General features: G+C 59.9%; 16 protein-coding genes. 6 read left to right on the top strand and 10 right to left on the bottom strand.

The features are described from left to right. Positions 1–288: 288 nt before the first annotated feature. Positions 289–1,089, top strand: coding sequence for a MipA/OmpV family protein (locus tag ACQZ5N_RS20975; RefSeq protein WP_031234593.1), 801 nt, complete (start codon positions 289–291; stop codon positions 1,087–1,089). 121 nt (positions 1,090–1,210) lie between these two features. Further along, positions 1,211–2,164: a 4-hydroxybenzoate octaprenyltransferase gene (gene ubiA, locus ACQZ5N_RS20970; protein WP_020813621.1), complete on the top strand. Its 954-nt coding sequence runs from the start codon at positions 1,211–1,213 to the stop codon at positions 2,162–2,164. A gap of 78 nt (positions 2,165–2,242) precedes the next feature. Here the strand turns inward: ubiA and ACQZ5N_RS20965 are convergent, their stop codons facing one another. Next, positions 2,243–2,809, bottom strand: coding sequence for a DUF6101 family protein (locus ACQZ5N_RS20965; protein ID WP_003503226.1), 567 nt, complete (start codon positions 2,807–2,809; stop codon positions 2,243–2,245). Positions 2,810–3,175: 366 nt separating this feature from the next. Here ACQZ5N_RS20965 and ACQZ5N_RS20960 point away from each other — a divergent pair, with 366 nt between their 5' ends. Then, positions 3,176–5,614, top strand: coding sequence for a DUF1217 domain-containing protein (locus ACQZ5N_RS20960; RefSeq protein WP_448733988.1), 2,439 nt, complete (start codon positions 3,176–3,178; stop codon positions 5,612–5,614). A 107-nt stretch (positions 5,615–5,721) separates the two neighbouring features. Here ACQZ5N_RS20960 and ACQZ5N_RS20955 read toward each other — a convergent pair whose 3' ends face one another. Then, positions 5,722–6,672: a LysR substrate-binding domain-containing protein gene (locus ACQZ5N_RS20955; RefSeq protein WP_004432791.1), complete on the bottom strand. Its 951-nt coding sequence runs from the start codon at positions 6,670–6,672 to the stop codon at positions 5,722–5,724. 203 nt (positions 6,673–6,875) lie between these two features. Here ACQZ5N_RS20955 and ACQZ5N_RS20950 point away from each other — a divergent pair, with 203 nt between their 5' ends. Then, positions 6,876–7,169 (top strand): DUF1127 domain-containing protein, encoded by a 294-nt coding sequence (locus tag ACQZ5N_RS20950; protein WP_004432794.1) that lies wholly within the window; start codon positions 6,876–6,878, stop codon positions 7,167–7,169. 223 nt (positions 7,170–7,392) lie between these two features. On the opposite strand, the gene ACQZ5N_RS20945 is transcribed toward ACQZ5N_RS20950, so the two are convergent. The 7 genes from ACQZ5N_RS20945 to ACQZ5N_RS20915 form a co-directional block, all read right to left on the bottom strand. Beyond that, positions 7,393–8,766: a glutamate--cysteine ligase gene (locus ACQZ5N_RS20945; RefSeq protein ID WP_004432797.1), complete on the bottom strand. Its 1,374-nt coding sequence runs from the start codon at positions 8,764–8,766 to the stop codon at positions 7,393–7,395. A gap of 118 nt (positions 8,767–8,884) precedes the next feature. Further along, the gene (locus ACQZ5N_RS20940) at positions 8,885–9,622 is read right to left on the bottom strand and encodes a 16S rRNA (uracil(1498)-N(3))-methyltransferase (protein ID WP_004432800.1); all 738 of its coding nucleotides are present in this window, start codon (positions 9,620–9,622) and stop codon (positions 8,885–8,887) included. 17 nt (positions 9,623–9,639) lie between these two features. Continuing rightward, positions 9,640–11,145, bottom strand: coding sequence for an inorganic phosphate transporter (locus ACQZ5N_RS20935; RefSeq protein WP_448733987.1), 1,506 nt, complete (start codon positions 11,143–11,145; stop codon positions 9,640–9,642). A gap of 162 nt (positions 11,146–11,307) precedes the next feature. Next, positions 11,308–11,748, bottom strand: a complete 441-nt coding sequence (locus ACQZ5N_RS20930) for an NUDIX hydrolase (protein WP_004432806.1) — start codon at positions 11,746–11,748, stop codon at positions 11,308–11,310. Between the two features lie 273 nt (positions 11,749–12,021). Continuing rightward, complete coding sequence (locus ACQZ5N_RS20925) at positions 12,022–12,792, bottom strand: HAD family hydrolase (protein WP_448733986.1); 771 nt, start codon at positions 12,790–12,792, stop codon at positions 12,022–12,024. Beyond that, on the bottom strand, positions 12,789–14,135 hold the full coding sequence (locus ACQZ5N_RS20920; RefSeq protein ID WP_164865350.1) for a glycosyltransferase family 4 protein: 1,347 nt from the start codon (positions 14,133–14,135) through the stop codon (positions 12,789–12,791). Before ACQZ5N_RS20920 ends, ACQZ5N_RS20925 begins: the two co-directional genes overlap by 4 nt. 103 nt (positions 14,136–14,238) lie before the next feature. Continuing rightward, complete coding sequence (locus tag ACQZ5N_RS20915; protein WP_448733985.1) at positions 14,239–15,012, bottom strand: FadR/GntR family transcriptional regulator; 774 nt, start codon at positions 15,010–15,012, stop codon at positions 14,239–14,241. Between the two features lie 295 nt (positions 15,013–15,307). Between ACQZ5N_RS20915 and ACQZ5N_RS20910 the strand changes: the two genes are divergently transcribed. Beyond that, positions 15,308–16,582 carry a DUF3422 family protein gene (locus ACQZ5N_RS20910; protein WP_020812658.1) on the top strand — a complete coding sequence of 425 codons (1,275 nt, stop codon included), beginning with the start codon at positions 15,308–15,310 and terminating at the stop codon, positions 16,580–16,582. Positions 16,583–16,728: 146 nt separating this feature from the next. Here ACQZ5N_RS20910 and ACQZ5N_RS20905 read toward each other — a convergent pair whose 3' ends face one another. Next, positions 16,729–17,628 (bottom strand): LysR family transcriptional regulator, encoded by a 900-nt coding sequence (locus tag ACQZ5N_RS20905; RefSeq protein WP_448733984.1) that lies wholly within the window; start codon positions 17,626–17,628, stop codon positions 16,729–16,731. A gap of 110 nt (positions 17,629–17,738) precedes the next feature. On the opposite strand from ACQZ5N_RS20905, the gene ACQZ5N_RS20900 reads away from it, so the two are divergent. Beyond that, positions 17,739–19,172 (top strand): FAD-linked oxidase C-terminal domain-containing protein, encoded by a 1,434-nt coding sequence (locus ACQZ5N_RS20900; RefSeq protein WP_448733983.1) that lies wholly within the window; start codon positions 17,739–17,741, stop codon positions 19,170–19,172. Positions 19,173–19,312: the final 140 nt, after the last annotated feature.

Below are 19,312 nucleotides of genomic sequence, written 5' to 3'. Positions count from 1 at the left end.
TCGCAACCGTGCGAAAGCTCATCACAATCCTCAACGCAATCGCTCGATCAGACCCGGCATTCGCACAGTAGATCCACGGTTGCTTGTCCCGAGGATCTATCCACGTTGCGTAAAGTCCTTCGGTTTCAGATGCTCGGGACAGGCCCGAGCATGACGGAGGTGGGGCTTGAGGCCTTGTCGCCACCCTCCGGAGGAGGCGCGTTTCTTCCCACGCTGGTTAATGGAATGGAAAGACAATCCCTCTAAGTCTACGGACACCTGTCTGTATTGCGTTTCTGGGGTGCTTTCATGTTCAAGCCATCAGCGGCCGCCGCCGCCTGTGTTCTGTCGCTTTTTGCCGTGGGCAATGCCCATGCGGAAGGCTGGTTTTCCGGCGACTGGTATCTGAAGCTCGGCGGTGCGGGTTTCACCGCGCCGAAATATCAGGGCGACAACAAGAATGAATTCGGCTTCTCGCCCATCATTTCGCTCGGCCGCCAGGGCCAGGGCGCGCGTTTCACCTCGCGTAACGACAGCGCCTCGATTTCGCTTCTGGACAACGGCCCGATCAGCATGGGTCTTGCCGGAAAGCTGGTGTCCCCGCGTGACGAGGGCGACTCGTCCGATCTGAAGGGCATGACCCGCATCAAGCGCGGCGGCGAGCTTGGCGGTTTCGCCGAAGCCTATCCGACCGACTGGCTGCGCGTTCGCGGCGAAGTCCGTCAGGGCATTCGCAGCCATAGCGGCGTGGTCGGCGATGTTGCCGTCGATGCCTTCACCGATATCGCCCCCGGCATCCAGATTTCCGCCGGTCCGCGCGCGACATGGGTGAGCAGCAAATACAATGAGCGTTATTACGGCGTAAGTGCCGCGCAGACGGCTGCCGGCGCGCCATCGCCCTATAGCCCGGGCGGCGGCCTGCATTCCGCCGGCATCGGCGCCGCCATCACCTGGAAAGTCACCGAAAACGCCGAAGTCGGCTCGTTTGCGGAATATCGCCGCCTGACCGGTGACGCCGCCGACAGTTCGCTGGTGCGCGAGCGCGGCTCGAAGAACCAGTTCATCATCGGCGTTCAGGCGAGCTACAAGTTCAATTTCTCGCTGCCCTGACAAATAGCCGAGATATCGTCCTGCAAAGCCCCGTCGCGAAACCGCTGCGGGGCTTTTCTGCATATGCGGCCGGGTGCTGAAATCCATTCCGATTTTCCCGCCGATGCTGTAGAACCATCCCATGGTTCACCACAGCGATTTGTCAGATCGCGTCTCCGACGCGCCATCCAATAACTGGGTCTATCGGATTTTGCCGAGGCCCCTCTGGCCCTATGCGCAACTGGCCCGGTGGGATCGCCCCATCGGCTGGCAATTGCTGATGTGGCCATGTTTCTGGTCCGCAGCCCTTGCGGCAAATGTCGCGATGGCGAGCGGCGGCTTTTCCTGGGCGACGCTGATCTGGCATCTGGTGCTGTTCTTCATCGGATCGGTGGCGATGCGCGGCGCGGGTTGCACCTATAACGATCTGGCCGACCACAAGATCGACATGGCCGTGGCGCGCACCCGTTCGCGGCCGCTGCCTTCCGGCCGCGTGAGCCGGTCGCAGGCCAAGCTCTTCATCGTCCTGCAGGCGCTTGCGGGGCTTGTCGTGCTCCTGCAGTTCAACAGTTTCGCAATCGCCACCGGCATATTCTCGCTGATCTTCGTGGCGATTTATCCCTTCGCCAAGCGCTTCACCAACTGGCCGCAATTTTTCCTCGGCCTTGCCTTTTCCTGGGGTGCGCCGATGGGCTGGGCGGGACAGTTCGGATCGATCGCCTGGCCGGCTGTCCTGCTTTATGTCGGCTCCATCGCCTGGACGATCGGTTATGATACAATCTACGCCCATCAGGACAAGGAAGACGACACCGCCGTGGGCATCGGTTCAACCGCCCTACTGTTTGGCGAGAATACACATCGCTGGCTGGTTTTCCTTTATGGCACAGCCCTTGTCATGATGTTCCTGTCGTTCTGGGTCGCGGGTGTTAACGTCATTGCCTATAGCGGCCTTGCCGCCGCGGCCATCATGCTGTTCCGGCAGGTCTGGGTGCTTAATATCGACGATGTCGATCAGTGCCTCGTGCTGTTCAAATCCAACAACCGCGTCGGCGTGCTGATTTTCGCAGGCCTCATCCTGCCGCTCCTATTGGCATAAGCCTGTGAAAACACGAAATGAAAAAGCCCGGCCGCGTCATCCGCGCCGGGCTTTTTTGATTTGTCTGGCTGAAGATTATCAGCTGCGGGCGATGATTTCCTTGCCCTCGATCTTCATGCTCATGCCCAGCGAACCGGTGGAGCGGCGAACGAGGAAGCGGGGGCGGCGTTCCGCGAAATAGGAATGGCGGCGGCGCGGGCGGGTATTCTGGGTGCGCACCTTGCCGAGATGTTCTTCCAGCGGACGGGCAACGCCATCGGCTTCCACCATCAGCATGGGAATACGGTAGGCCTCGGACCAGCTGCGCCAGTCGGCGGCGATATCGCAGAGATCGTGGGCGACGAGAAGCGGAACGCAGAGGTCCGGATCGTCATGGTGCAGCTCCAGCGTCACCGTTACCTGTCCATCGCCATGGTCGATGGCGCGGGCGGCAACGCCCTTGAAGGCGCGGGCTGGCAAAGCGAAGGACAAAGGCAGGCCGGAAGAGGACAGAACCTTTCTCAGAACGGCGCCCCGTTCATCGAGAGTGACGGCGACATCGGTCGCGCCATTGCCTTTTCCATAAGTGACCTGTTGCGGAAAACGTGCCGGGTCGAGTCTGAGAGTGGCGACGGCCCAGTCGGGCTTCAGAACGGTCTTGGTCATGTTTATTCTACCCTTGTTTTACCTGAGAGCCGGTTTCCGGTCTTCTCATCGGGACTTTTCGTCCTCTGATGTCGGGAGAATATCCGCCGCATGTTCGAGACTGCTTAAAAATCGCGGTTAAGAAAACTTTGCATTCCCAAATGGTTAGCAAAACACACTGTGGCATGGTTTCGCTTAGGTAAAAGAGATCGGGACAATGCGGTTTTTATCCCGGCCGAAATTGTGCTCTTTCAAGCTCCGGGCAAGGCGTCTCCCGCATAGTCAGGCAAAGGCTTGCCGTGCGTCCCGATGGAGGCGCGATGGGTGGATTGAAAACCGGAGCATTCGGCGTCTGAAGCGGCGCGCGGGTCTCCAGGGGGCATTCGGATGGTATCGACTTATCTCAGCTACGACCTCATCAACCGCGATATGAAGGCAAGCCTGTCGCGCGTGTCGCAGCAGGGGCTCATCGAGCGGCAGACGACATATTACAAGGAAAACATCGGCAATGTGAAAAGCGTCGATGAGTTCCTCGACAACTACCAGCTCTATTCCTATGCCATGGATGCCTTCGGTCTCGGCGAGATGACCTATGCCAAGGCCTTCATGAAAAAGGTGCTGGAAAGCGATCTGAACGACCAGAACAGCTTCGCCAACAAGCTCACCGACGAGCGCTATCGGGAATTCGCCGCAGCCTTCAACTTCACCACATCGACAAAGACCGTTCAGACGGAAGCGCAGCTCGACAAGATGATCGGGCTTTACGATACGTCGATAACCGATCTCGATGACAGCCTTGCGGAAGAGACCCGTTATTACAAGGCGATTGTCGGCACGGTAACCAATGTCGACCAGCTGCTGCGCAACGACCGCACCCGCGCCTATATCTTTCAGGTCTTCGGCATCGATGAGAAGACCTATTCCTATGCCCATATCAAGGGACTGATGACGAGCGACATCAACGATCCCGACAGCTACATCAACCAGAAATACGGCACGGCCTATAATGACGCGGTCGAAAAACTGACGATGAAGGGCAATATCGAACTGCACGCGCAGGTCACTGCCCGGATTACCGCAATCGACACCGAACTCGCCGACACCGGTTTGACGGCTGAGGAGCGCACGGAGCTGGAGGCGGAAAAGGTGACGCGCCAGGACCAGCTGACCCAGCTCGAGGCGGTATTGCCGCCGCAGGATGAGTGGGAAGCGAAGCTCGCCGCCATCAAGGCCGAGCAGACGACGCTCACCAGCACCGTCACGCAATATAACAAGATGGCGCAGCTCGCCACCGCCTTCGAGTTCAAGAACGACGGCACGGTCACCGCCGGTCAGGCGCAGACGGCGGATAATCTCAAGGCCCTGACGGATGCCTATATCGGCAGCGCCCCGCGCGTGACGCCGACCGTCGCCACGCTGAACCGGGATTATTTCGAATCGAAGATCGGTTCGATCAAGACCGTAACCGAACTGACGTCGGATACCCGGCTTCTCAACTATATCAGGACCGCCTTCGACCTTGACGACCTCACAGTCGTCACGGCAACGATCCAGAATATCCTGACCAGCGATCTGAGCGATCCGAGCAACTACATCGCAACTGTCGGCAAGAACGACAAGCGTTATATCGCCTTGAGAAATGCCTTCAATTTCCAGACCGACGGAACGCTGGCAGACGGAACGACACCCCAGACGACGGCACAGACCGCGACCACTACCAGCGGTTATATGACCTATTATAACGACAAGGACGATGCCGCCGACGAGAAGGCGCTGAAGCTGTTCAAGAGCGATATAGCCAGCGTCACTTCCGTCAAGGATTTCATCGACAGCAGCGCGGTCTATACCTATGCGCTGAAAGCCGTGGGCCTCGATCCGACCAAGGTGAATTCCGCCGATATTCGCAAGGTCCTCACCAGCGATCTGCAGGATAAAAAGAGCTTCGTCTACACGCTGAAAGACGAGCGTTATGTCAAGCTGGCGGAGCTGTTCAACTTCGCCTCCGATGGCAGCGTCGGCACACCGGTTCTGGCGCAGTCGGAAATCGAGATGCAGACCATGTCGGCCGACTACATCAAGAAAAAATCGGCTTTCGGCACGGAAAAGGACAAGGAAACGGCGACGAAGGAATCGGAATATTTCACGGCCGAGATGCAGAAGATCAAGACGCTCAAGGAATTCCTGAGCAATGATCGCCTGACGAAATTCGCGATGGAGTCGCTCGGTATCGATCCTGAAAGCGTGACGAAGGAACAGCTCGAAAAGGCCTTCACCTCGAAGCTCGATGACAAGGACAGCTACGTCAACAAGGAGATGGACCCGGTCTTCCGCCGCCTCGTCACCGCCTTCAACTTCAATACCGACGGTACGCTTCTTCATGAGGACCGCAGCCTGATCCAGACCCGGCGCGGCCTTTACGAGACGCTGGACAACTATCTCACCCAGACGCTGGAAACGCAGGCGGGCGAAGAAAATGCCGGTGTGCGCCTGGCGCTCTATTTCCAGCGTATGGCGGCCGGAACGACGTCCTATTACTCGATCCTCGCCGACACGGCGCTCCAGAGCTTCATCAACACCACTTTCGGGATTCCGGACGAACTCGCCAATGCCGAGGTCGATACGCAGGTGACGATGATGAAGAAATACTTCGACATCGAGGATTTTCAGGATCCGGAAAAGGTCAAGAAGCTGGTCGCCCGTTTCACCATCATGTACGACAATCAGCAGAACACCACCGATCCGATCATGACGCTCTTCAACGGCAGCGGTTCGGTGGGCATCAGCGCCGATACGCTGCTGGCGGTTGCCACGCTGCGGGCGCGGTAGCACAGAAAACGCGGACGAGCGACGGGAGGAGCGGGGTTAGCCGGCTTGCGGCTGATGACAAAGCCTCCCGCATAGGCGACGTCATCCCCGGAATTTGTTCTATCCTCTTACCATCCCGGCAGCATGTGTCCGGCGCGCAGGCGCGGCATCTTGGGGTAGGTCTTCACATCGCTGTCCATTTCGTCGGCAACGCTCATCGGCGAGATATTGTCGAGGCAGGCGGTGATGTGGTCGGTGATGGCGTTCACCAGCGAGGGGGAGAGGCCCGGCCGTTTCATCAGACCGATCTGCACCGGCGGCAGGGGCGGGAAGCCGTCGGCGGCGGTCAGAACCTTCATGCCGGTGCGCAGTGCCGATTCCGGCAGCACCGAGACGGCCATGCCCGCCAGCACGGCAGCGGCGACGACGGTGGAAGACCAGCTCGTGAACAGGACCTGATAGTCCCGTCCATCGGCATCGAGCGCCGAACAGGCAAGCTGGCGCCAGTGGCAATCGCGCCGCCCGACGGCGAGCGGCACGGGTGCATCGTCCTTCAGCGGATGGTTGGCGGAAGCGACCCAGCAGAGCGGCTCTGTGCGCACCACATCCGAGGAGCGCGCGCGCGGATTATGGGTGACGAGCGCGATATCCAGCTCGCCGCGCGCCATTTTTTCGGCAAGGCTGACCGAAGGTTCGCAGACGATATAAAGCTCGACATTGGGATGGGTCTTGGCGAAGCGCCCGATGATTTCGGGCATGTAGCGGTCGGCATAGTCGTCCGGTGTGCCGATGCGCAGCATGCCTTCCAGCCGGTTGTCGTCGAAGGCGGCGATCGCCTCATTATTGAGGCGGATGATGCGGCGGGCGTAATTCATCAGCTTTTCGCCCTCCGCCGTCAGGCGGTTGCCGCGCCCGTCTTTGGCGAAAAGCTGCTTGCCGATCCGCTCTTCCAGCCGTCGCATCTGCATGGAAACGGCGGATTGCGTCTTGAAAACGCGGTCTGCGGCCTTGGTGAAGCTGCCCGTATCGACGATGGCGATGAAGGTATGCAGCTGGTCTATGTCGAGAGGTGCGGACATGGATGGTCATCCATCAGAATGATTGATGCCTCACATTAGAAACATTCGTTGGACTGATCAATAGTCTTGCGACATTTTGACACCCAGCAAATCAATATCAACCCCGGGCCGGCGAAACGTCAGGCCCCCAACCCGAGGCAGCTTCTCGCGCGTGGTGCGCCGGGGGCGGTGCCGCATCGTGCCGTTACGAAAGGATAAGTGTCATGCGCACGGCAGAACGGAGAATGGAACTGGAACTCGCAACCTCCCGGCAGAACGATACGCTTCGTCGTGTCGCTGGCCTCTTTGCTTTCCGCGTCAAAACGTTCTTGCAGCGCATCTACAATCGTATCGTGGCCAATGGCCTCACGGAACTCGATGACCGCCTTCTGGCCGATATCGGTCTGGCGCGCTCGGATGTGAGGGATGCGCTCAATACCGGCCTGCTCGAGGATCCGACCGCCCATCTGACCCGCGCCGCACGCAACCGCGCGGTGACCCGGTTCAAGACCGTTTAAAGCATTTCCGGGAAAGGCGGGCCCCGGTTTTCCGTCCGGAAATGCACCAAAACGTTCCAGAATGTCCAGGCAATTCCGGCAGACCTCCAGCCGCCGGAATTGCTTTCGAACGGAAAAGTTTTCCCCGCAGGGTGATTTGCCAATAGCCCTGCCTTTGCCCGGTGTCAGGCCCCTCGGCCGCGCCGGGCTTTTTTAATGGCGTCGCAATTTTAGCGGCACTGCCTCAATACTGATATTCTTCGAATACCGGCAGCACGGAGCCGCCCCAGCGACCGTTGTAAAGCGCAAGCAGGTCTTCGGCGAGCGTGGTCTTCTTGGCAAGAACCTCGTCCAGCGACGACAGGAACACGGTCTCGTCCTGGCCTTCGCCGTTCAGGCGCTTGCGGTTTTTAAGGCCGGTGCGGGAAATGTCGAGCACCTCGCGGGCGAGACCGAGAAGCGGCTTGCCGGCGATCTCGGCGGAGAGACCCTTGGCCGGAACGGCGTCGCGAAGGGCGATGACCTCGTCGAAGCTCCAGCCGGCGGTCAGCGCATCGGCAGCGGTCAGCGCCTCGTCATCGTAGAGAAGGCCGACCCAGAAAGCGGGAAGGGCGCAGATGCGTCTCCACGGGCCGCCATCCGCACCGCGCATTTCCAGAAAGCGCTTCAGGCGCACATCCGGGAACAGTGTGGAAAGATGGTTCGTCCAGTCGCCCATGGTCGGCTGCCAGTCAGCGATTTCACCCTTCAGCGCCCCGTTCATGAACTGACGGAAGGTGACATGGGTGCAATCATGATATTTGCCGTCGCGCACGATGAAATACATCGGCACGTCGAGCGCCCATTCCACATAGTCCTTGAAACCGAAGTCATCGCTGAAGGTGAAGGGCAGTACGCCCGAGCGGCGGTTGTCGGTGTCGCGCCAGATATCGCCGCGCCAGGACAGGAGGCCGTTCGGCTTGCCTTCGGTGAAGGGCGAGGAGGCGAAGAGCGCTGTTGCCAGCGATTGCAGCTTCATGGAAACGCGCATCTTCCGGCGCATGTCCGCTTCGGAGGAGAAATCGAGATTAACCTGAATGGTGCAGGTGCGGTACATCATGTCGAGACCCTTGGTCCCGACCTTCGGCATATAGCGCGTCATGATCGCGTAACGCGATTTCGGCATGCGCGGCGTTTCGTCGTAGCTCCACAGCGGGCTGCCGCCGATGCCGAGGAAACGGATGCCCATCGGCTCGGCCACTTCGCGCAGCGTCGCCAGATGCTGGTTGGATTCCTTGCAGGTCTGGTGCAGGTTTTCGAGCGGCGCGCCCGACAGCTCGAACTGGCCGCCCGGCTCGATGGAGATGGCGCCCATGCCGTGCTGCTCGCCAAGGCCGATGATGTTTCCGCCGTCCATGATCGGCTCCCAGCCGAGCTTTTCCTGCATGCCCTTCAAAAGTGCTGAAATGCTGGCTTCGCCGAAATAGGGAACGGGACTGTTATCCTCGCGGAAAAACGCGAATTTTTCGTGTTCGGTGCCGATGCGGAAGTCGGCTTCAGCTTTGCAACCGCCCGCCAGATAATCTGTAAGCTCCGTGACGGAGGAGAGGGGGGTCTGGTCGGTCGTGTCGCGTGCCATGGCTTACCTTGTTATGACGTCTCTGTTGCGGCGAGGCATATGATTGGCAGATAGGGCCGGATCGTATCCGGAGGCAAATGAATTTCTTTTAAAGATGCATGAAGCGCAATGGGGCCATTCAATTCCAGTCGCCGATCGCCGCCTGAATGACTGCGAGCGCGGCGACGGCGGCCGTATCTGCCCTCAGGATACGCGGCCCCAGCGGAATGGGGGTAACGAAGGCAAGGCCGCGCAGAAGCTCCCTTTCTTCCTCGGAAAATCCGCCTTCCGGGCCGACCAGCAGGGCAAGTTTGCGCTCCGTGACGGCTTGCAGGATCGGCAGCGGATTTTGCCCCGCATCGCCCTCGTCGCAATAGATGATGCGCCGGTCGTGGGGCCAGCTCTCGAGCATGTCCTTCAGTTTCACCGGCTCGGCCACCTCGGGCAGAGACAGTATGCCGCACTGCTCGGCGGCTTCGATGGCGTTGGCGCGCAGTTTTTCGGTGTTGTGGATTTTGCCCTGAACATGCTGCGTCATCACCGGCTGCAACAGGCCGGCGCCCATCTCCACCGCCTTCTGCACCAGATAATCCATGCGCCCGACTTTCAGCGGCGCGAAAAGATAATGCAGGTCCGGGGCGTTCGGCTGGGGCCGTGTCTGCTCGAGGGGAACGAGCACGATCTTCTTGCGGCTCGGAAAGGCAAGTTTCGCTTTCCATTCGCCGTCGCGACCGTTGAACAGCAAGATTTCCGCACCGTCGGTCATGCGCAGCACATTGGCGAGATAGTTGAACTGTTCGGCTGTTGCCTCCTGCGCGACGCCTTCGGCAAGGCTGGCTTCGATATACAGGCGTTGCATCCGGAAATTGGCGCGCATGGGATTCTGTTTCAGGTTCAGAGAAAGAGGGACGACATGAGCCAGTAAAGCAACGCCGCAAGCGCTGCACTGGAGGGAACGGTGACCAGCCAGGCGGCGATGATCGTCATGAAGTGGGAGCGGCGGACGAGATAACGGCGGCGTATCTCGGAAGGATTGTCGGCATATCTTTCGGACCGGCGGGGCCTGCCCTCACCAGCCTGAACGAGCTCCTGCCGCCGCCGCGACGATTGCGTGTACCATTCGCGAAAGAAACCGACGCCGAACACCGCGCCGATTGCCGTGTGGGTGGTGCTGACCGGCAGGCCGAAGCGTGAGGCAACGAGCACGGTGAGCGCCGTGGCCACGGAAACGCAGAAGGCGCGCATCGGATTGAGCTTGGTGATCTGCTCACCGACGAGGCGGATAAGGCGTGGGCCATAAAGAAGAATACCGCAGGAAAGCCCGAAGGCGCCGACCAGCATCACCCACATCGGTGCGCGGGCGGACGTGCTCACCGCCTCGTCATGCAGGGCCCGCACGATGGCAACGACTGGCCCGATGGCGTTCGAAACGTCATTCGCTCCATGGGCGAAGGACATCAGGCCGGCGGCGAGAACCAGCGGCCACTGGAACAGAATTCGAAGCGACTGGTTGCGGTTTTCCAATCCTTCCGATTGTTTGCGGATGATCGGCACGCAGAGCCGCCAGACCACGAGCCCGGTCACCAGCCCTGTGAGGCTGGCATGGCCAAGCGACACATGCATGAGCTGCCGCAATCCGACCCAGATTAGATAGGCCGTGAAAACGCCCGCCATCAAACCGATGAGAACCGGAACCCACAGCCGGGCGGAGGTGAGCTTGTCCTCGCGGTAAATGATGAATTCCTTGATGAAAGCAAGGATGGCGACGGCGATGATGGCGCTGATGAAGGGCGCCAGTACCCATGCGAAGGCAATGCTGCCGAGCGAAAGCCAGTCGACCGCCTTCGCTCCATAGGCGGCCATTCCCGCACCCGCAACTCCGCCCACCACCGTATGGGTGGTGGAAATCGGCGCCTTGGTCCATGTCGAAATATTGACGAGAAGGCCGGCAGCGAGAAGCGCCGACAGCATCGCCCATGAAAAGGCGGTCCTGTCGGGAATTGTCTCGATGTTGATGATGCCGCTGGAAATGGTCTCGACCACATTGCCGCCGGTAATCAGCGCGCCGGCAATCTCGCAGATGGCGGCGACGATGAGGGCGGCGGCAAGCGGCATGGCTTTGGCCCCAACCGCCGGGCCGACATTGTTCGTGACGTCGTTCGCGCCGATATTGATCGCCATATAGGCGCCGATGGCGACGGCGGCGATGATGATGACCGAACCCGCGGTGCCGGTGACGAAGACGCCGGCGAAGATGGCCGCCAGGACAACGAACATGAACCCCGCGCCAAGGCCGGCAAGCTGCTGCGTGACATGCAGCGTCGCCTCTTCGACACGGGTAATCTTGTCGAGATCCTTGTCGAGCGTCGGTTTCATATTCGATGGCGGCTTGATTGCCATTCAGACCTCGTTTGCCAGCATTCCCTTTCGTCCGGCAGTGTCGCAGGTTGAAGGCAATTTTACAGAAAGACTGTTACATCTCGCACATCTTTCCAAAAGGAAAGACGATAAAAGCCATGTTGGAAAAACAAACTGCACATTGCCACGTTCGGGGCGGGCGCGCTATTTCGAATGCGTCATCCGTTTGTCGAAAGCCAGCATCAGCGCTTTCAATTCCGGCTCGTTGACGCGTTTTCCCGCCTCCTGGGGGCTGACCCATTCCAGACGTCTGGATTGTTTTTCGGGAAAACTTTCCTGCATCTCCGAAACTTCGAGCAGATGCACCTGAACCCTGCACGGCACGTTGACGCCGCTGTTCAGCTTTTTCTCGTATTCGTAATAACCGAAGGGCGCCTTTTCCACCGTGCCTTTGACGCCGGCTTCCTCATAGGCCTCCTGTTCGGCCACCGCATGGGCCTTCTTGTTGGCCATTGGCCAGCCCTTGGGAATGACCCAGCGTCCCGTATCCCGGCTGGTCAGCAGCAACACTTCCGGCTCCGGATTCTTCTTGGACAATCGATAGCACAGCGCCGCATATTGCTGTCGCGGCGGTCTGCGCAACATCAAGCCAACATCTGTCGCCAATCGATTCAAAATCTTCAATCCGAATAGGTCCTTCTTTGCCCGCTAATGATAATTGCTAATATAGATATCCCGTAAATTCCGCCAATCCCTCATGATCCATAACCCACTACTGTCTTCATGCGGATGAAGCCTGTAAGCCCGGAAAATGCGGAAGATGTGCGAACAGGGCTTCGACCGGGCGGCTGCCCGGGCAAACAGCCGATTGCGGCAATACCGTCTCTGTCTGCTTTCACGTCCTGAAACGCAAAACCGTTATGAATAATTGCCGGTATTGCGTCTGTAGGGATTTAATCCCCAATGCCGGAGGCCTTCGATAACGCCGTCGGCTTCCGTCGCACGCGCCTGGAAAAAACGATTGTCGAGGCCCGCCAGTGAGACGAGCTCCGGCAATGCATTGCCCACGATCACGCCGCGAATATCATTCAATTCGAACATCGCCCGATCGTTGCCAGTATCGCCCGCGACCGCTGATTCGTCGAGGCCGATGCGCAATTGTCCACATAACCATGCAAGCGCCGCACCCTTGTCAGCGGCCTTCGGCAATATGTCGAGATCGCGGTCGCTGGAATAGACGATGCGGGCATCGATATCGGCGGCCACAAGCGCTGCTTCGATCTCGCCAAGTGCCGCATCATCAGCACCATGCAGGAACCAGCTGGATTTCAGGCCGTGCTGATAGCGCTCCTCCTGCATCGTCACGCCCGGCACGCCGGCCATCACGTCGACGATCCTCTGCGGATCGAAACCGGTGCCGAGAGAGGTTTTATAGGCGCTTTCGAGTTCGCTGCGCTCTTTCGCGTGCAGCATGGTGCCGACCCCGCCGATGATATAGTCGGGCTGCGGCAGCGGCACCTCTTCGAGAAGCGCAAGCTGGTCGTCGATCAGCCTGCCGCTGTTGAAAACCAGAAGCGGACGTTGACCCTCCGGCAACGAATGCCAGAAATCGCGGAACCGGCGCGTGGCGTCGTTATCGCCGACGACGGTTCCGTCGAGATCGGTGGAAAAAAGGCGAAGCGGTCTCAATCGCCGTCGTTCCATGGTTCGGCCCAATCGGCTTCTTCCAGAACCGGCATCATGGTCCTGCCTTCCACAAGGGCGAGAAGCTGCTGGGCAATGCCGGTCCATGTGAACAGGCTGCGCGCCTTGTGCGCCCCCATGCGGGAAAGCCGCCCGTAAAGTCGCTCATGCTTGAACGGCTTCATCATGGTGATGCCGAGGTCTTCCTTGTCGAAAGGATCGGCAAACAGCGCATGGCGGCCATAACTGACGGCCCGGAACAACCCGCCATGGATGGTGACGACGGTGGGCGTGCCGCTCGCCATCGCTTCGATAGCGGTCATGCCGAAAGGTTCGTAACGGCTGGAAAGCACGAAGAGATCGGCGGCGCGATAGATGTCCGGCAGGTCTTCATCCGCGACGTAACCGGAAAACGCCACCCTGTCTTCGAGACCGAGCGCTTTCACCCGCTCCTTCAGCTGGTTGAGGATCGTGGTTTCCTGCTCGTCCATGTTCTCGCCGCCGACCGCCAGATGCAGCCGGGCTTCCGGTTCGCGCTCCGCAAGAACGGAGAAACCGTCGATCAGCAGGTCATAACCCTTGTTGGTGGCAAGGCGTCCGAGCGCCAGCACCGTCTTGCCCTCGAAACCGAAACGCTGACGGATCATCTGCCGCGTCGCATCGGAAACCGGGAAGAAACGGTTGTCGTCATAACCCGGCGGGATCATGTGGATATGCTTGCGCTTCAGACCGTAATCCTCGATCAGAACGTCGAGCTGCACCGGTGTCGTGGCGATCACCATATCGCAACTGCGATAGATGATCAGCTCGTGCTGGATACGTTCCCTGAAGTTGAATTCCAGTTCGAACGTATCGGCCTTTTCCGGATAGTCGGTCTCCATCTGGCGCTTTTTCCAGATGCCGAGCGAATGGGGCGTGTGCAGATGCGGGATTTTCAGCGCTTCGGACAGCCGCTGCCCGGCGACGCCCGCATCCCAATAATGGCTGTTGATGAAAGAATAATTCAGGTCGTTTTTCTTGATGAAACGCAGCGCATTTTCGCACCATTCCATCAGGTGGCGGTGCAGATATTCCTTGGGAATGAAATCCCGTCCGCCGCAGGGAATGCGCACCACGCGGACGCGCTCATCGACCTCATCGAATTCCGGCTGGTCTTCGAAGCGGCGGGTGTAAAGATCGACAGTATAACCGAGCTGGCCGAGTTTGCGTGCAAGCTCAAGCACATAAACCACCTGTCCACCGGTGTCCGCAGCGCCCAGCGGCGGGTGCGCGGCGACATAGCCATGCGTCGATATGAGAGCTATCCGCGGATAGCGTTCAGTTTCGCTCGTGGTCGTCATGGGTCCCATCTTGGTAAATTTTTCCAATTAACCCGATAAAAAGACCAAAGAGCACAAAAGGTTCCATCAAAACCTGAAAAAACAGGGTGCCGCATTTCGCCGGATGGCGTTTTCAGGGGCTGCGCTGCTGCTGCCTCAGGCGCGAAATCCGGTCCCATTCCCGCGCCTGATGCGCCTTGGATGTCGTCTCCACGATGAAGTCGATATGGGCCTCCGCCGCCGCCCTTGCCGCGGCCGGATCGCCGGCGGCAATCGCATCGTGGATGGCGATATGCTGTCTCAATACCTCGTCATGGGCGCCCGCGACGGTGAAGATGAGATGGCGATTGTAGAAGATGTCGTCGCTCAGAAGCCGGTAGCAGGAGCGCAACGTGTGCATCAGCACGATATTGTGTGCCGCCTCGCCAATGGCGTTGTGAAATTCCACATCGCCCGCAAGCTCCTCTTCGAAACGGCCCGCCTCATGCACTTCCCGCATTCTGTCCACGATGGCGGCGAGGTTGCGCCTGTCCGGTTCCGTCGCCCGCTGTGCAGCAAGTTCGGCGGTCATGCCTTCGATATAGCGGCGATATTCGAGGAAATCCCGCGCCGCCCGGCTGTGGCGGGTAATCAGCGCGCTCAAGGGATCGGAAAAGACGGGGCCGACAATATCGGCCACATAGGTGCCGCCGCCGTGCCGGCTGGTGAGAAGGCCGCGGGTTTCCAGTTCCTTCAGCGCTTCCCGGAGGATCGGCCGCGAGACATCCAGCTTCTGCGCCAGTTCGCGCTCGCCGGGCAGCCGGTCGCCGTCGCGCAATATGCCGTCGAGGATCAGTTCCTCGAAACGTAAGATCACCTCCTGCGATGTGCGGCTGTGCTCGATGCGCGCAAAAAGCGTTTCGTCCATCGCAGAAGTCTCCGGCGAAATCCCGCCCCGTATTTCGATGGAGGGCAAATTATCAGCGAAGCATCGCACTGGTCAAATATTCTATCCAGTTCCACGCCTCATCCGTGCCATGCCTGCGGCAACACGGCATCTGCCTTTTCGAATTGGCTTTTGTTAAAGCAGCCGCAGGACAGGGTGACGATGGCGGATTTTTCCGCCAGGTGGATCAAAACAATGACAGCGGCTTCGATTGCGGTGTTTTCATCGTGATCGATGTTTTAATAAAACCAGCGCAACAGGCGGGGACGATATTGCAATGGCCAAGGGTAGATTTGCTTTCGCAAGCGCGCCGGAAAGATCGCTGGCGCTCGGGGAGGTTCATGCGCGGCCGACGGTGCTTCTCGCACCCTCGCGCATCATCGTCCAGCTCGCCTTCATGATGGATGGCGGTTCGGCCGTGCATCACTCGGTCATCGCGGAAATGTCGCGCAGTCGGGGCGTTGCGCCGCCGGAGCGCGATGCCCGCCACCATGCCATGCCCTGGGGGCAGGGCACCTTGCGCTGGGAGCGGCATACCGAATTCTCGACCTGGTTCTGGGATGGCCCCGCGCCGGAAAAATTCGGCGGCGAGATTGCCGGCGATCCCTTCGGCGACGGCTTTTCGCCGCCCGGCTCGCTGATCTCGGGCGTACGGCTCGAAATCCGCCCGGAGAATGGCGTGGCGTCCCAGGCGGAGACGATCTTCGAGCCGACCAGCCTCTGTCACAGCGACGTGCGCGACGGTCAGGCGGCGATCCTCACCGATTTCCGGCAGGATCGCGACGGGCTGACACAGATATTGGTGATCGACCGGGGCTTGAGCGATTACAGCCGCGGCGCGCTGGTGCAGCGGCTGTTGGATATCGAGACCTATCGCACCCTTGCCATGCTCGGCCTGCCGATGGCGCAGACGCTCTCGCCGGAAATCCGCCGTATCGAAGATGGCCTGACGGGTATCACCCAGCGCATGAAGAACGGCGCGCGCGACGAGGCGGACGCGCTGCTGGCGGAAATGACCCGGCTTGCGGCCGAACTGGAAGCCAATGCAGCGCTCAGCCTCTATCGTTTCGGCGCCAGCCGCGCCTATGACGGCATCGTGCGCGAACGTATCCGCGCGCTTGCGGAAACCCCGGTGCAGGGCCACGAGACCATGGGCAGCTTTCTGGAACGGCGCATGGCGCCCGCCATGCGCACCTGCCAGTCGGTGGAGGAGCGGCAGGCCAACCTGTCGCGCAAGCTCTATCGCGCCACGGCGCTCGTCCGAAGCTGGATCGACGTGGAGCTGGAGCGGCAGAATACGGTGTTGCTCAACACCATGAACAAGCGCGCCGCCATGCAGCTTCGCCTGCAGCAGACGGTCGAAGGCCTCTCTGTCGCGGCCATTTCCTATTATGTCGTCGGCCTCATTGGTTATCTCACCAAGGCGATCAGCCATGATGTGCTGCCGCTCGACCCTGCCGTGGTCACCGGCATCTCAGTTCCCTTCGCGGTTCTCGGCGTATGGTGGGTGGTGCGCCGCATCCGCCGCTCCCATGCCGAGGGCGGGCACTGACGGACAACCCAGTCTCCCTCATTCCTGTGCTTGTCACAGGAATCTAGTCGACGCGCGTCTGCGCGGCGGAGAGAGTCTTTTCAGCCCAAAGACTTGGGCTGGCTGGATCCCTGTGACGAGCACAGGGATGAGGGAGTGGACCCGTTTCAACCCTGCTCCCAATAGGGTGAAGGCCCATAGAGCCCGGCCAGATAATCGATAAACAGCCGCACTTTCGCAGGCAGGAACTGCCGGCTCGGATAAACCGCCGAGAGCGTGACGTTTCGCGACCCCTCATAACCCGGCAGAACCTGCACCAGCTTGCCGCCGCGCAATTCATGGCCGATATCCCAGGTGGAGCGCAGCGCAATGCCGAGCCCCGAGATCACCGCCTCGCGGATCACCTCGCTGGAATTGGTGATAAGCATTCCCTCCGGGCGAATGCTCATCGCGCCGCCCGGTCCCTCCAGCCGCCAGACATCGTTATTGTGGGCCGGCAGGCAGCGGTGCTTTTTCAAATCCTCGATTGTCGCTGGCATGCCGTGGATCGCAACATATTCCGCCGAAGCGCAGAGTACGCGGCGCACTGGCGCCAGCCTGCGGGCCACGAGGCTGGAGGAATTGAGATCGGCGATACGGATGGCCAGATCATAGCCGCCCTCGATGATGTCGATGAATTCGTCGCTCAGCACCAGATTGACCGAAAGATCAGGATGCCGCTCCATGAAACCCTTCAGATGCGGCGCGATATGCATGCGCCCGAAGGAGGTCGGCGCGGAAACCTTCAGCGTGCCGTTGACCGTATTGGCGCGGCCGGACACGAAATCCTCGGCCTCTTCAAGTCCCTCCAGCACGGCCAGTACACGCTCATAAAAACCCTGCCCCGCTTCGGTCAGCGAGATTTGCCGTGTGGTGCGCTGGAAAAGCCGCGCGCCGAGCTTTTCTTCCAGCCGCTTGATGCGCTTGGAAATGACGGCGGGCGAATAACCAAGCTCCCTTGCGGCCAGCGACATGCTGCCGGAGGCGGCAACGCTTGCGAAGACTTCCAGATCGCCCAGATTCGTCATAGTTGCCCTCGATTGTTTCCGGAATGGAAAAAATCCATAACATTTGATTGCATCGTTTCAAAGTGGTAAAGAAAGAATACCAGTTGGTGAGATGGCATGGAGGAGGGGCGGTGACGCAGCCGATCAAGTTTCTGGAGCCGCGCGCGAAAGTCGTCGCAGGCCGCGACCGCATCATAGCGGAACTCAAGGATATTCTGCCGGCGGACTGTCTTGTGCACGAACCGCGCGAACTTGTGCCTTTCGAAACCGACGCCTTCGTCTCCTATCGTCGCCTGCCGCTGGCCGTGGCGTTGCCGAAGACGACGGAGGAAGTGGCGGCGGTGATGAAATATTGCCACCGTTACGGCATTCCGGTCGTGCCGCGCGGGGCCGGCACCTCGCTCTCCGGCGGTGCGATCCCGCAGGAGGATGCGGTGGTGATCGGCCTTTCGAAGATGGCCTCGATCCTCGAACTGGATTTTTATAACCGTACAGCGCGGGTGCAGGCGGGCGTCACCAATCTTTCCATTTCCGATGCGGCCGGCGCGGAAGGTTTCTTTTATGCACCGGACCCCAGCTCGCAGCTTGCCTGCACCATCGGCGGCAATATCGGCATGAATTCCGGCGGCGCGCATTGCCTGAAATACGGCGTCACCACCAATAATCTGCTTGGCGTGAAAATGGTGCTGGTGGATGGCACAGTGCTGGAACTGGGCGGCAAGCACCTCGATGCTGCCGGCTACGATCTGCTCGCCCTCGTTTGCGGTTCGGAAGGCCAGCTCGGTATCGTGACGGAAGCGACGGTGCGGTTGATCGCCAGGCCGGAGGGCGCGCGACCGGTGCTGTTCGGCTTCGAGACGTCGGAGGAGGCCGGCTCCTGCGTGGCCGATATTATCGGCGCGGGCATCATCCCGGTCGCCATCGAATTCATGGACAAGCCGGCCATCGAAATTTGCGAGGCCTTCGCCAAGGCGGGCTATCCGCTGGATGTCGGGGCGCTGCTGATTGTCGAGGTCGAAGGCTCCGAGGCGGAAATGGACGCCATGCTGGCCGACATCGTGGCGATTGCCCGAAAACATGGCGTGAAGACAGTGAAGGAATGCCAGTCGGCCATGGAGGCGGCGGCGATCTGGAAAGGCCGCAAATCCGCCTTCGGCGCAACCGGCCGCATCGCTGATTATATCTGCATGGATGGCACCGTGCCGCTCTCCCAGCTTTCCTATGTGCTGAAAAAGACGAGCGAAATCACCGACCGCCTCGGCCTGCGCGTCGCCAATGTCTTCCATGCCGGCGACGGCAACATGCACCCGCTCATCCTGTTCAACGCCAACGATCCGGACGATGCCGCCCGCGCGGAAGAGGCAGGCAATGAAATATTGAAGCTCTGCGTCGATGCCGGCGGCTGTCTGACCGGCGAACATGGTGTGGGCATCGAAAAACGGGATTTGATGCGCCACCAGTATGGTGAGGCCGATCTTGCCCAGCAGATGGCAGTGCGCGCGGCTTTCGATGAGGGCTGGCTGATGAACCCTTCCAAGGTGTTTCCGCTGGAGGGGAGGGGATGATGGGTGTGAATTTTGTGACGATGGTGGGTGTGGCTTACCCCCCTCTGCCCTGCCGGGCATCTCCTCCTCAAGGGGGGAGATCGACTCGCGGCGACCTCCCGCTCAATTCTCGAACGGTGCGATTGAAACGATGTGCCAGC

The sequence above is a fragment of the Agrobacterium sp. 22-221-1 genome (assembly GCF_053522445.1).
The sequence above is the reverse complement of the archived record's forward strand: the minus strand, read 5'-3'. Positions and strand labels throughout refer to the sequence as shown.